The organism is Nostoc sp. LEGE 06077 (genome assembly GCF_015207705.1).
Taxonomy (GTDB): Bacteria; Cyanobacteriota; Cyanobacteriia; order Cyanobacteriales; family Nostocaceae; genus Nostoc_B.
On record NZ_JADEWI010000003.1, the window covers coordinates 1 to 13,923 of the forward strand.

Sequence of the window (13,923 nt, forward strand, 5' to 3'; positions counted from 1 at the left end):
GCCCCTCCGCTCCTCTGCTGACCACAACGCAAAGTTTCCTTTGCAGACTACTAGCCCCTATTTCCCAAATTGAGCAATTTTTAATAATATCCTGTTACAGATTCTCGGAAGTCGAAGGTAGAGTATAGGTCTTAATCATCTATATTTTGTAACTCTCCATGTTTCGACAACCTGCTTTTGGCATCGCTTTAAGTACGCTTGTCCTTGCTAGTGGATTCATTACCACTCCAATTCCCAGCCACTCGTCTACCAACAACACAACTCAGCAGTTTGCTTCAAGTCAGTTGGCCTCATCAACTACTACCTTTAACACGGCTGCATTAGAGAAATCAGTTTTTGAACAAATAAATCGCTATCGATCTGCTAAAAAACTGCCCAAGTTAACTCTAAATGCCAATATCTCTCGACAAGCCAGGATTCACAGTCAAAATATGGCTAAGGGGAAAGTTCCTTTTAGCCATCACGGATTTGAAAAGCGTGTCATGGGTACTTCAATTCGCTTCAATAGTGCAGGCGAAAATGTTGCAGTGAACCAGGGATACAGCAATCCTGCTAGTCAGGCTGTGATTGGTTGGTTAGATAGTCCTGGACATTTAAAGAATATCAAGGGTAAATACAACCTAACTGGGGTTGGTGTGGCGACTAATCAGCAAGGCGAAGTCTACTTAACGCAAATTTTTATTCTAACTAGATAAATTTACTGGCTGAAATTATGTAGTGTCTAAGGGTATTCTTTTGTGGAAGACACTGCATTTATTGTTGAGTAATTCATGACATTACCAGATTTTCAGGTTTGCGATCGCGATATTAATGACTCTACCCTCAGTGAGTACTTAAAAGCCGAGGCGATCGCTGTTGATACAGAAACTATGGGATTATTACCACAGCGCGATCGCTTGTGTCTCGTGCAGCTGTGCAACTCGGATGGTAAAGTCACAGCCATTCGCATCGCTAGAGGACAAACCGAATCACCCAATTTAAAACAACTCCTCGAAGCAAAGAATGTGCTGAAGATATTTCACTTTGCTCGTTTTGACGTTGCTACTTTACGCCACAACTTAGGGATTTACGTCCAGCCTGTTTTTTGTACTAAAATTGCCAGTAAATTAGCCCGGACTTACACCAACCGTCACGGACTTAAAGAGGTAGTACAAGAATTAGAACAAGTAGAACTTGATAAAAGCGCCCAAAGTTCTGATTGGGGTAATGCGGCTAATTTAACTGAAGCACAATTAAGTTATGCTGCCAATGATGTCCGCTATTTAATTAATGTCCAGGATAAACTACGTGAAATGCTCCAACGAGAAGAACGTTGGGAACTTGCACAACAATGCTTTCAAGTTCTACCAACAATCGTTGCATTAGATTTATTACAGTTCAAAGATTTATTTGAGCATTAAACTAAAAGTCAATAGTCAAAAGTCCACAGTAAAAGCTACCTTAGCACCTTTGTCTACATATTAGGCTACCGTGTACACACAAGTCGGAAATTTGCAGTCTGAAACCGTATCCCGCCTAGAACTAAAGTTCCAGGCTCATAGCCAAAGTCCACAAAGCGTGGACTAGAAGACATTTTTGGTTGAGTCATCTTCAGATGACTTGCGCTATGAGACTCGGAATTCATTCCGAGGTGGAACAGATGCACTACACAAATATTTCTGTGTACACTATAGACATATTAGGAGGCAAGGTACTTAAGGTATCAGTAAATGATCAAACTTAGACAGCACAAGTCTCTTAACTCTGTCACCTGCTTATACCATTGACCATTGACTATTGACCAAAACCTATACTTCTTTTTGCTGATTTTCTGCGTGGTTTTTCAGACGAGAAACCACATTATAGTCATCTGCACCTGCGGGAGTTCTAGATTCAACGATACCTTCTGTGGGGCCGCCGATCGCTTTCCATGCACCTAGACCACCCTTAAGTTGAGATATATGCTCAAAACCAGCAGAACGCAGAACTTGTGCAGCTTGAGCAGATTCTTCATCATTACCGCCGTAAACATAAATATCACGGCTTTTATCTAAAGATGGTACTGCGCGGTCTGCTAATTCATCAATAGGCATGGGCATTGCTCCCATGATATGCCCTTCGTTATATGTGGGGCGATCGCGCACATCTAAAATTGTAAAAGCTGGTTCGCCCCATTCCAACCGAGACTTAAGAACATGAGCTTCAGATACAGGCTCGATTGGTGGCTGTTGAGGAATAATACCGCCTACTAAATTATTCATAAATATCCTTAACTGACTTTGCTAACAGCAATTTAACGAGATTAAGCTGTTTAATTGCTCTTTCTCTGGTATGAATATTATGAAAGTCTTTCTTATGGCATATTAATTAATTTTTTAGGGTTTAAATCTAGAATAACAACTCAAGATTTACTCCCTACTAAATACATATAATTTATTCTTTTATCTGGGCGATAGCTAATAACAATTTTTCTTCAATTTCTTGTCTAATTGCTGGTGAAATATTATTGGCAACATTTAGACAATTTATCAGTAACTTATTAGCAATATAATATTGCTGAATTAATTCTATTTGCTGTTTACTAAACTGCCAGTCGTGACAAATATTGCGATATTTAACTAAGAGTTCTCTAAAGTTTTCATTCCAGAATTTACCATGTTCTATCCACCATTTACGAAATTTATGGTGATGACTGTGTGCATTTGGCAATTGTTTTTTCAGATTTTGGAGAAATTGCTTAAACTTAGATTCAACCACTAAATTCAAAGCTTTATCAAAGGCAATATTTAAAGCATGAGCATAGTCAAAAACAATACCATCATTCAAGATATAGTTACAGGCAAATTCTAATTCACCAGCACAGGCAAAAGTACTAGTGAGAAACTCATCAATAGCTAGGTCTGGGTTAAATGCTAAGTTGCCAATCATAGCACGCTCCAGACCATAGCTAGATGAATGGCAGAATACTTGGTGTTGAGGAAAATTACTACCTTTGAGAAACACCTCTAATGAACGACCAACACAAACGATATAAAAAGCACGAATAGCGCCTGGTTTATATTGAGTAGGAACTGAGCTTGATTTTTGTTGCAGCCATAAAAGAAAATCTTGGATTTTCTGGTCATTAGCAACTAAAAAATCTATTTCTTGTTTCATTAAAATTATCATTTCTTCAGCATCTGGCAAGATACTTACAGTTAGTAAGAAAACATTTTGCCAGCGTTTATCAGTGATATGACTAATTAATTTATTTACAGCCTGTTCTTGGTAATTTAAAACAATATTTTTTGCTGTTAGATATTCTTGTAAAGTCAGGTGAGAGAAAGAATAAATTCCTTGCGATCGCTCCACCAATAAACCATACTCTAGCTCAAGTAATTTTAATAATTTTTCCTCATCTGGAATCAATTTTGAATTATTTGGACAATAGTAATTGTATTGAATTAAATACTGGGATATTAACGAATGTATTTTTTCTGGCTCAAAAAAATAATCCCCTTGCTCAAAAGTAACAGCAGCAATTTGAGCAAGTAACTTCTTTACATTTGCTAAGTTCAGATTCCAGTCAATTGAATGCCTCTCAATACCTCTGATTTCATCCCATCTACTTAGCAAAACATTTAATGCCTGCTCATATAACTTAGCCGGCTTAAATGTAAATTCAGATTTTGCTTGAAAGAATAAACAAATTAAATGTAGCAATATCGGTGTTATAGCTAATTCTCGCAGGTGCTGATTTTTTGGTAAATGTAGTTGATGAATAAATAAATTTCCGATAGCTTCCCCATCCTCCCTAGACTTATGAGCAACCGCTACAAACCAGTTTTTTACAAAAGCTTCGGCTTGTTGCATATCAAAGTCAGCAATTTCGATTTCTGTAAACCCCGAAAGTTTATACTTTTGAGCCGCTATTCGACAGCTAATCACAAACTTATTTTTGTAATAATTCTGACAAAAGCGACGAATTTCTTGATTAATCTGATCGATATTTTCTGCTTGTACTTCATCTAATCCATCCAATAAAATTAACGCTTTTCCTTCAATTAACACACTTAATGTTGATTCTGCTTCAATCCCACAACTCAGAAAATCTTGGCTAATATACTTCAACAAACTAAAATCACTATTACCTTTAAAGTCTTCAGCAAAGTCTTTGAGGTTGATAAAAATAACTACATGATTCGGTTGTAATTCCCCTTTATTACACTGAAGCGCTAAGTATTTTAAAAAAGTTGTTTTACCTGCACCTGGTTTACCCAACACCATTAATTTGGCGTAAAGCGATGCTGCTTCTAACCCATGAATTTTTTTGCTCAACTGATTTTGTCCCAGTCGGTTAAAGCCTGATGCAAAACAAAAGTTTTTTAACAAATCCTCAATATCTAGCCATTGTTGGCTAGTCATATTTTTTAAGACATAAACGGTAGTATAGATATCAACTAATGGAACTATCTGAGCAATATCTAACATTTGCAAGGTACCGCATTGGTCTTGAATTTTGTCTTGACGCTTTTGACGTATTTCCTGCACCAATATAGTTAAATCTTTATTATTAGGATGTGATTTAGCAGTTGCATCTGAAGATATATCTTCTGGTAGACCAGCAATCTTTTGCCAAGATAATTCTAAATGTTGACAAATTTGGACAAAGCAACTGCGAGAAACTGGCTCACCTGCAAAAAACTTAGATACGGGTTGACGCGTAATACCTAAAGCTATTGCTAATTTATGTTGGCTTAAAGTTTTGTCAGTTAAAGCTGTTTTTGCAGCTCTAATACCTTCTAAGGAAGCTCTTAGTCCTTGGCTTGTCATACAATCAGCTTTTAAAGTGTTCTTGGTTACATAGATGAATGTAGCTGCACGTAGACACACCCTGGACAGATAGCTGTACTTCTCCTAAACAAATAGTTGGGGAAAGTTGAGAGTTAATTATCTTACCAGATTTCTACCTGCAATCAGTTGAGGCTGGCTTGGTGAGCAATTTACTTTCTGTCTGACGGGTATTTGTTCTTGGAAAATAATCAAAAAATTTAACTTATTTTGAATCTAGCAGTATTAAATGATACTGTGCTTTTCTAAAACATACAAAAATCATACAAAACTCATACATTCGGTATGCACTATGATAGCTGAACTTTTCGGAAATTTAATAGAAAATTAAGTGTATCTCAGTAGAATAGTGCCAATGCCTGACTAACATCTGTTTTATGTCTAAGTACTCAACTTAGGTAAATGTCAATAAAATTTAAAAAATTTTTGTAATCCAAACTTCTTTCGAGTGGCTTCTCGTATTGTCAAAAAGTTATCTCAACTGCGAGTTGCCAGATGAATAATAGGCTAGAACTGTATGGTTATGCTTCCTGCTACAAATCCCAAAATTCTTGTTGTAGATGATGACTTTGGTGTCCGTAATCTTATTTATCGTTTTCTGAGTCGAAAATATCAAATAGAGTCGGCGGCGGATGGCAAAACTGCTCTATCTTTGTTTGAGCAATTTAATCCAGCTTTAGTAATTTTAGATTGGAATTTGCCAGATATCAGCGGCTACAATTTGTGCGAAGAAATGCAGAGCCGGAATAATGTCTTAGTAATGATGCTGACAAGTAGAAATGCGGAAGAAGATAAAATTAAAATTCTTTCTGCGGGTGCTGATGACTTTATAACTAAACCGTTTAGTTTAGCAGAGGTGGAAGTCAGAGTACAAGCGCTTTTACGACGTGTCCGTTGCATCAATCCTTCTCCTGTACAGCGTTTGGTATTCAAACAACTAGCAATTAACCCAGAAGGTAGAGAAGTTACACTCAATGACAAACCACTGAATTTAACAGCATTAGAGTTCAATATTTTACATTTTTTAGCGAGTCATCCTGGTCAAGCTTGGAGTCGTTCGCAACTCATCCAAAAAGTTTGGGGTTGTGACTATGTAGGCGATGGACGCGTTGTAGATGTACACATTGGTCAATTACGTAAGAAATTAGAAGTTGATCACAATGTACCTGAGTTTATTAAGACGGTTCGCGGCTACGGTTATAAATTTGAAATGCCAGAAGTAACAACTGTTTAAGAAAAAGTTAGTCATTTATCATTTGTATTGATCGAGGTGTGCTAGTAGCTAGTGGTTTGGTTGGAAGAAAAACATAACAAGCACAATATTTTGTTGGGTTTTGCGTAGGCAAAGCCAGTCGTTCGCGGATCGTCTCGTAGAGAAGACATCGCTCTACCCAACCTATAATTATTCTCTTATCTCACCTTAATTTTTCAAATTTAAATCTCCTTTGAATAAACTGTATTCATCATTGTTGAAAATGATATGAAAGTCGATTGATGATGAATAAAAAACCTGTAATAACGCAAAATTTCACGTTCATACAGGTTTTTAAGTGATTTACTGGCAAATTTTGTTAACTTGCTGCTTCTGGGGATACTTCTGATTTTTCTGGCTTGAGTAAGGGGAAAGCGATGACATCCCGAATACTGGCAGAGTCAGTCAATAACATGACTAACCGATCAATCCCAATACCTAAACCGCCTGTAGGTGGCATTCCATATTCCAAGGCGGTGAGAAAATCTTCGTCTACGCCTTGGGCTTCTAAATCACCAGCGGCTTTGCGGGCGGCTTGGTCTTCTAGGCGTTCTCGTTGGTCGATGGGATCTGTTAATTCTGAGAAGCTGTTAGCGGTTTCCCGTCCCACAATAAATAACTCGAATCGTTCTACCAACCCAGCTTGAGAACGGTGAGGTTTTGCGAGTGGCGAAATTTCTACGGGATAGTCAATGACAAAAGTAGGTTGAATTAAGTTTTTCTCTACCTTCTCTTCAAAAGCTAAACTGAGTAACTTACCAATTGATTGGGTCTCATCTACTCCAGGAATCCCCTCATTTTTAGCTACGGCTTTGGCTTCTGCCAAACTTGGGAAAGAATTAAAGTCTAAGCCTGTGCTTTCTTTGACGACATCGTGCATTGTCACCCGCCGCCAAGGTGGTGTTAAATCTACGGTTTCACCTTGATAGGTGATTTGCAATGTGCCGAGTACATCTTGGGCGACGGTGGTAATAATTCCTTCCGTCAGCGCCATCATATCGTTGTAGTCGGCGTAGGCTTGGTAAACTTCGATAGAGGTAAATTCTGGGTTGTGACGGGTGGAAATTCCTTCATTGCGGAAAATCCGTCCCAATTCAAACACTTTTTCAAAGCCACCAACAATCAACCGCTTGAGATGGAGTTCTGTGGCAATCCGCAGATACAATTCCATTTCGAGAGTGTTGTGGTAGGTGACAAAGGGACGCGCATCTGCACCGCCAGCCTCACTTTGCAAAACAGGTGTTTCAATTTCGAGAAAATCTCGCTGTTCTAAATAGCGGCGAATACCCGCCGTGATTTGGGCGCGACGGCGAAAAGTTTGCCGGACTTCGGGGTTAACAATCAAGTCAACGTAACGCTGACGGTAGCGTTTGGCAACATCTGTCAATCCATGCCACTTGTCGGGTAGGGGCAGTAGGGATTTTGTGAGGATGGTGTATTGTTTGACGTAGACTGATAATTCGCCCTTTTCAGTCCGTTTAATCGTGCCTTTAACTCCCAGAATATCGCCTGCATCTGTGAGTTGCTTGAGGTGGTTGAAAGCTTCAGCATCAATTTCTGCCATGCTTTCTTGAATGCGATTTTTCTCCAGATAAAGCTGTATGTTGCCGGTTTCGTCTTGCAAAGTGAAGAATGCCAACTTACCAAAAACACGCCGCGCCATAATCCGACCGGCGATCGCCACTTCTAAATCAACTTCTTCACCACTGGCTAAATCAGCAAATTTTTCTTGCAATTGGGCGGCGTGATGGGTGGATTCCCAACGATAGGCGTATGGATTACCGCCTAACTGCTTAATCTGGTCTACTTTTTCCAGCCTTGCAGCACGGATATCTTCTTCCGACATGGTAACGAACTAAATAGGGCAAGATTAATTATAGATGCTGTAAAAGTAGACAGTGAGAGATTTTTCCGAGTGGCAAACCGGAATTACGCATCAAGATTGTCTGTGAAGAATGGGTGTAAGGGTTTTGAAAGAGTAAGATGCGATCGCCAACGGAATCCCAGAGGACAAAAACCAATAAAGCAATTAATTAAATCCGCGAATAACGCAGACGTACTCTCAAAAGACGCAACCATCGCAGCCAAACTTGTGCAGGTTGCTCAAAGAAAGTAAAAATATCGCCAAAGCCCAGGTTAGTTTTATGATGGTGTAACCAGTGTCTTTCGGGAGTTGTAATGAATAGAAATTGGCAAATAATATTGATGATATTTGGAGTTTGCCAACCTAAAATACTAACGTGTCTCCACCACACATGAAACTGACCTAATAACAATCCAGAAATCACCCCAATGGGAGAAAAAGGCCAAAGAATAACTGCCATAATTAAATAAGGCAAAGCTCCCAAAATACCATCTAATAGTACCTGAAGATTTAACGTCAATATGGCATAGTGGCGAAAGTCTTTCTTCCAAGAGTGATGTGTTCTCAAGTGGAGGCTACCAAAAACATGCTCAGGTATGTGATAAACAAATGTCGATAAAAAATCACCAAAAAACAATAATAGCCAAGCAACAACGATAGCCTCAAACATTTATACTCCTCACATTCAATCAAAAAATCCACACAAAAAATCTCAAGATGATGGTTGATGCTGTGCAGCATCTTGTCATTTTATTGGTCTAGACTTCAGTATTTGAAAGTTTTAGTAATGTGCGATTTTTAATTGATTCAACCGCATGATTATCTCCCATTTAACTTCTGTCTGAAATTAATTCGATAAATACAACTAAATGTTGATATATTTAGTGTATTTTAGCTTTGTTACCCCATTATCTTCTGATGAAGACAGACAGTATGAGCAAAGGATGAGTTAAAATTAGTACAAATTTAGGTTAAGATTTTCCGCAAGATTATTCAGTAAAGATTAACTGTGAATAATCGGGATTTTGCGGAGATTTAGCCAGTAAAAAACTATGAAGTTACAGAATTTATTTATACAGTGTAACTAGGGACAAATTACTTGTACGGTAAAGTGAAAAATATCAGATTTATTTGGATTTAACTAAGATATATCTAAAATTTGATGTGTCTAATATTACAGCAAAAATCAAGTTATGAACATTACACAAATTGGAGATGACGGACAGCAGCAGATTCCGATTATCGATATCAGTGCCTTAGTGACAGGAAGTAGCGATCGCCATCTTACCGCAGATCAAATTGGTCAAGCCTGTCGGGAATATGGGTTTTTCTATATTGTCGGACATGGTGTAGATGAGGATTTGCAAGCAAGATTAGAGGATCTCAGCCGGGAATTTTTTGCCCAAGATTTAGCAACCAAACAGCAAATCCCTATGGCTTTAGGGGGAAAAGCATGGCGAGGTTACTTTCCCGTCGGCGGTGAACTGACATCAGGTAAGCCTGACTTAAAAGAGGGGATTTATTTTGGTACTGAATTGGGAGAAGAACACCCACAGGTAAAAGCTGGTACACCGATGCACGGTACAAATCTTTTTCCACCTGATATGCCACTATTTCGTGAGACAGTGCTGGAGTATATGACAGCCATGACCAAGCTTGGACATATTTTGATGAGGGGTATTGCCTTAAGCTTGGGATTAGAAGCATCTTACTTTAGCGATCGCTACACTGGTGATCCATTAATCTTATTTCGTATTTTTAATTACCCCCCGGACGAATTACCAAGTAATGGCGAAATGAGATGGGGAGTTGGGGAACACACAGATTACGGCGTGTTGACAATTCTCAAGCAAGATAACTTAGGTGGCTTGCAAATCAAATCAAAGTCATGCTGGATTGATGCACCGCCTATAGCTAATTCCTTTGTCTGTAATATTGGCGATATGCTTGATCGCATGACAGGCGGACTATATAAATCTACACCGCACCGTGTACAGAATGTTGCTGGACGCGATCGCTTGTCTTTTCCCTTCTTTTTTGATCCCAACTTTGATGTGGAAGTTCAGCCAATTAAATTAGATCAGGTAGTACAAGAAGATTGGCAAGAACGTTGGGATAAAGCCAGTGTTCACAATTTTCAGGGAACCTACGGTGACTATGTACTGAGTAAAGTATCTAGAGTTTTTCCAGAGTTGCGGCGTACCGTTTTGTAAATCCAGCCGTTGAAACTTTACAAATGACAAATGACAACCAAAATACATGAAAGCGTTACCCTAGATGGTGAAGCTACAATCTAGACTATGACACCTGAAGAAATTGCGGTAACACTGACAGAATTATTTGGTGCAGAAACAGTGAATGCGATCGCACCTGGATCTTGGCAAATAGACTCATCGAGTTTTCGGCTGTTAGTGTTGCTGTCAGAAGACCAAACTTGGCTGCGAGTGTTATTGCCGATTGTGCCTTTACAAGAAGCTGAAACATTTTTAAAACAATTTTTAGAAGCTAACTTTGATGAAACTCAGGAAACCCGCTACGCCATCTATGACGGGGTAGTTTGGGGAGTATATCACCACAACAGCGGTACATTAGCAAGTGCAGATTTAGCAAATGCGATCGCCAGATTATTATCTCTACATAAAACTGGCTTAAATGATGTCTTCAATCACTTTATTGAAAACCGCCTCCGCCAAATTATCCAAGCAGCAAAACAGCAAGGACAATCTCTACAAGCCACAATGCAAAACTTAGATAGATTTTATGCCGAAGGCGTAATGGGGGAAATTAATCAATCTGTTGATGATAGAGAACAAGTATTAGCTACTTGGCGCTATCAACTAGAACGGCTTTGGAATGAAGTGTGAAGTCTGAAGTCTGAAGTGTGAAGTCTGAAAGTCTGAATTTAGTCTCCTGCCTTATCTCTACAGCAAATATTACAATAAAGTGCTTATTGATTATGGATATTATCGAAATTCTCAAAGATGACTATCAAAGATTTCCTGAAAATCAAACATATTCAATTTACGCTGAAAATGTTTATTTCCAAGACAAGGTTTTTAAATTTCGTGGGATCAAACTTTATCAGTGGATGATTAAATTTATCAAGACTTTCTTCTTCAATCCCCAAATGGATTTGCACAACATTCAACGTTTAGGAGACACCATCAAAACTGAGTGGACACTAAGTTGGAATAGTCCCTTACCTTGGAAGCCCCGCATTTCTATTTCTGGCTGGAGTGAATTACTGCTCAATGCTGATAATTTAATTATTTCTCACATTGATTATTGGAATTGTTCACAGATAGACGTACTCAAACAGCATTTTTTTCCCCAGTAAAAAAGTAGAGATGCGATCGCATCTCTACCAAAATAAATCCAAAACTAACTAAGCACTCATTTCTAACATTCGTTGCATTGGACGCAGCGCCGCCAGACGAATATCCTCTGACATAGTAATTTCAGGAGCGCGGTTTTTCATTGCTAAATACAGTTTTTCTAATGTATTGAGGCGCATAAAAGGACACTCATTACAGTTACAGTTATTTGTCGGTGGCGCAGGAATAAACTGCTTATTAGGAGCAAGTTTTTGCATTTGGTGAATGATTCCCGGTTCTGTCGCCACAATAAATTCTTGAGACGCGCTGGTTTGACAATATTTGAGTAAAGCTGCTGTCGAGCCAATGTAGCTGGCGTGGCGCAAAACGCTAGTTTCACATTCTGGGTGAGCGATCGCCTCGGCTTGGGGATGTGCTATTTTTAACTGGACTATTTTCTTTTCCGAAAAGGTTTCATGCACAATGCAGCTACCTTGCCACAGTACCAAATCTCTACCAGTTTGTTCCATTACATAGCGCCCTAAATTCCGGTCTGGCGCAAAAATAATCGGCTGGTCTTTTGGTATCTGCTGCACAATTTTAACCGCATTAGAACTAGTGCAGATAATATCGCTCATAGCTTTAATTTGAGCCGAGCAGTTGATATAGGAAATCACCAGATGATTGGGATGCGCTGCTTTAAAAGCCGCAAATTCTTTTGGTGGACAACTATCGGCTAAAGAACAACCAGCCGCTAAATCAGGCAACAGTACTAATTTATCAGGATTGAGTATTTTGGCGGTTTCAGCCATGAAATGTACACCCGCAAAGACAATTACATCTGCATTTGTCTCTGCTGCGGCTTTCGCTAGTTGTAATGAATCACCAATAAAGTCTGCAATATCTTGAATGTCTGGTTCTTGATAGTAATGCGCTAAAATGACCGCGTTGAGTTCCTGTTTGAGATGCTCAATAGCCGCAAATAAATCGCGTGGTAGTTCACCCAGTTGGGTTTTGTCTGTTGGTGCAAATGCAGTTGTAAACACAGTTAGGAGTTACTTTCAGTTGCAAATGTTTTGTCCTGTGGATTCAATTATAGTAGTTTTTACCAAAAATGTGAGGCAAAAAGATTAAAGACTATATGAGGCTGTAAGGGTATAGGGGAGAAGATATGTAATTATTGACTATAATTGCCAATTTACCAATCTGGCATAAACGTAGGCGATCGCTTCACTGATGACTACCCGCACGCCTTGGCTAGAATTCCACCATTTTTGCAGCTCATAATCTTGGGGTTTGGCAGAAATAATCCCGACTTGAATTTTGGGAGCAAATATCTTCTTAAATATCAACCAGCTTCTACGAGCATGAGCATCAGTTGTAAATAAATTAATTGACTCTATCGGCAAATTTTTATCTGATATATACTGCAATAATGCTACAGCAGAAGCATTAGTTCTATCCCTCACTACATTAATAGCAGGAACAACAATCAATTTCTCTTCGGGTACGCCTAATTTAGATAATGTACTAGCCGCAATTTCAGCAAAATTCTTGTATTCAGACAGATAAAATCCTTGTTCTATTTTTGAGCCAATAGTAAATATTTGGCGATAAGAACCAGTCTTAAATTCGGCGGCTGCTTGTTCTAAAGCGTAATCTGATATCCAGCCATCAATAACTAACACATCGGCTGATTTAATTGGAGAATTTACAGCCAGGAATGGGTACAAATTATGAATGATAAAAAATATTGCAGCAGCCGAAACTGCTAACAATAAAGACCATCCCTGCGCCGTAAGTGTCCAAATTTCTTGGCGTTGAATTAACCGCATTAAACCTTAGCTGAACCTTGGGCTTTTAAATAGGCAAACACAGATTTATCACCAATATCTGCGGGAATTGCTTGGAAGGTTTTCCGCAAAGCAAATACTAAAAATAAAGTTGCCCAAACTCCTAAGAAAACCTGTTCTAACTGAATTGGTAAAACTCCGACAAGGTGTCCTAACAAAAGTATGGGAACTGTAAAAGTTAAAGCTTTAGTTTCTAAACGGTTAAAGCAAAATGCTTCTTTAAAATAAATACCTGTCAATGCGGCAAAAGTGAAACCTATACCTAAAATAGTCACCGGGTTTGTGTAGATAGTCAAAGCAAAAGGTTGACTGTCAAAATGAGCAAATATAAACGCCGAAATACTCCCAATTAACCAAAAAACTTGTAAAATTCGGTGCAGAGTAACCATGTATATATGAATAGTTAGCAAACTGACACCGAGAGCTAAACTAAAGCAGGTATATAAAGGGGTAATTGCTTGGATGGTAGCTGGGTTATTGTAGAACAATGCCAAAACTGTACCCGCAGCAAAGCTAAGTGCAGCTACCATTAACCCAGCGCGATAAATAATTACACCAGTGCGATCGCTTTGATTAATGGTAAATTCGCCAAATTGGCCTTGATACACTGGTGATGGAGATAGAGTTTGCGTAGTCATAGTAAGCAAAAATATTTAAACTAAGACAAGAACATCTTAACAAAAGTGTCACTGAGAGCGATCGCACTTTGTTGTCTGTTGTGTAATCTCAACTTGTGTAATTTTAAGAATTAATATAACTTATAAAATTTTATAACTGAAATTTGCTAAATCTTGCAATCTTCTAGCTGAGGGCCATTGTTTTGATATAAAC

Annotated in this window: 13 protein-coding genes; 6 read left to right on the forward strand and 7 right to left on the reverse strand. The window is 38.7% G+C overall.

Annotated features, from left to right (window positions below):
* Positions 1–158 precede the first annotated feature (158 nt).
* Together IQ244_RS02580 and IQ244_RS02585 are read left to right on the forward strand one after the other, a co-directional pair.
* Positions 159–695, forward strand: coding sequence for a CAP domain-containing protein (locus IQ244_RS02580; protein WP_193889527.1), 537 nt, complete (start codon positions 159–161; stop codon positions 693–695).
* A 75-nt stretch (positions 696–770) separates the two neighbouring features.
* The gene (locus IQ244_RS02585) at positions 771–1,400 is read left to right on the forward strand and encodes a ribonuclease H-like domain-containing protein (protein WP_193889528.1); all 630 of its coding nucleotides are present in this window, start codon (positions 771–773) and stop codon (positions 1,398–1,400) included.
* Positions 1,401–1,787: 387 nt separating this feature from the next.
* On the opposite strand, the gene IQ244_RS02590 is transcribed toward IQ244_RS02585, so the two are convergent.
* Positions 1,788–2,240 (reverse strand): rhodanese-like domain-containing protein, encoded by a 453-nt coding sequence (locus IQ244_RS02590; protein WP_193889529.1) that lies wholly within the window; start codon positions 2,238–2,240, stop codon positions 1,788–1,790.
* Positions 2,241–2,412: 172 nt separating this feature from the next.
* Positions 2,413–4,791 carry an NACHT domain-containing protein gene (locus IQ244_RS02595; protein ID WP_193889530.1) on the reverse strand — a complete coding sequence of 793 codons (2,379 nt, stop codon included), beginning with the start codon at positions 4,789–4,791 and terminating at the stop codon, positions 2,413–2,415.
* A 535-nt stretch (positions 4,792–5,326) separates the two neighbouring features.
* On the opposite strand from IQ244_RS02595, the gene IQ244_RS02600 reads away from it, so the two are divergent.
* A complete protein-coding gene (locus IQ244_RS02600) occupies positions 5,327–6,043 on the forward strand; it encodes a response regulator transcription factor (protein WP_193889531.1) in 717 nt (238 codons plus the stop codon).
* Positions 6,044–6,380: 337 nt separating this feature from the next.
* Here IQ244_RS02600 and lysS read toward each other — a convergent pair whose 3' ends face one another.
* Together lysS and IQ244_RS02610 are read right to left on the reverse strand one after the other, a co-directional pair.
* A complete protein-coding gene (gene lysS / locus IQ244_RS02605; RefSeq protein ID WP_193889533.1) occupies positions 6,381–7,907 on the reverse strand; it encodes a lysine--tRNA ligase in 1,527 nt (508 codons plus the stop codon).
* A gap of 187 nt (positions 7,908–8,094) precedes the next feature.
* On the reverse strand, positions 8,095–8,595 hold the full coding sequence (locus tag IQ244_RS02610; RefSeq protein WP_193889535.1) for a fatty acid hydroxylase: 501 nt from the start codon (positions 8,593–8,595) through the stop codon (positions 8,095–8,097).
* Between the two features lie 523 nt (positions 8,596–9,118).
* Between IQ244_RS02610 and IQ244_RS02615 the strand changes: the two genes are divergently transcribed.
* From IQ244_RS02615 to IQ244_RS02625, 3 genes are all read left to right on the forward strand, one after another.
* Complete coding sequence (locus IQ244_RS02615) at positions 9,119–10,138, forward strand: isopenicillin N synthase family dioxygenase (RefSeq protein WP_193889537.1); 1,020 nt, start codon at positions 9,119–9,121, stop codon at positions 10,136–10,138.
* Between the two features lie 87 nt (positions 10,139–10,225).
* Positions 10,226–10,789 (forward strand): hypothetical protein, encoded by a 564-nt coding sequence (locus IQ244_RS02620; protein ID WP_193889539.1) that lies wholly within the window; start codon positions 10,226–10,228, stop codon positions 10,787–10,789.
* A 92-nt stretch (positions 10,790–10,881) separates the two neighbouring features.
* Complete coding sequence (locus tag IQ244_RS02625) at positions 10,882–11,262, forward strand: DUF2358 domain-containing protein (RefSeq protein WP_193889541.1); 381 nt, start codon at positions 10,882–10,884, stop codon at positions 11,260–11,262.
* Positions 11,263–11,310: 48 nt separating this feature from the next.
* On the opposite strand, the gene nadA is transcribed toward IQ244_RS02625, so the two are convergent.
* The 3 genes from nadA to IQ244_RS02640 form a co-directional block, all read right to left on the reverse strand.
* Entirely contained in the window at positions 11,311–12,285 is a 975-nt protein-coding gene (gene nadA / locus IQ244_RS02630) for a quinolinate synthase NadA (protein WP_193889543.1), read from the reverse strand.
* A gap of 138 nt (positions 12,286–12,423) precedes the next feature.
* Entirely contained in the window at positions 12,424–13,074 is a 651-nt protein-coding gene (locus IQ244_RS02635) for an ElyC/SanA/YdcF family protein (RefSeq protein ID WP_193889545.1), read from the reverse strand.
* On the reverse strand, positions 13,074–13,730 hold the full coding sequence (locus IQ244_RS02640) for a DUF2301 domain-containing membrane protein (protein ID WP_193889547.1): 657 nt from the start codon (positions 13,728–13,730) through the stop codon (positions 13,074–13,076). The genes IQ244_RS02635 and IQ244_RS02640 overlap by 1 nt, the downstream gene beginning before the upstream one ends.
* Between the last annotated feature and the right edge of the window lie 193 nt (positions 13,731–13,923).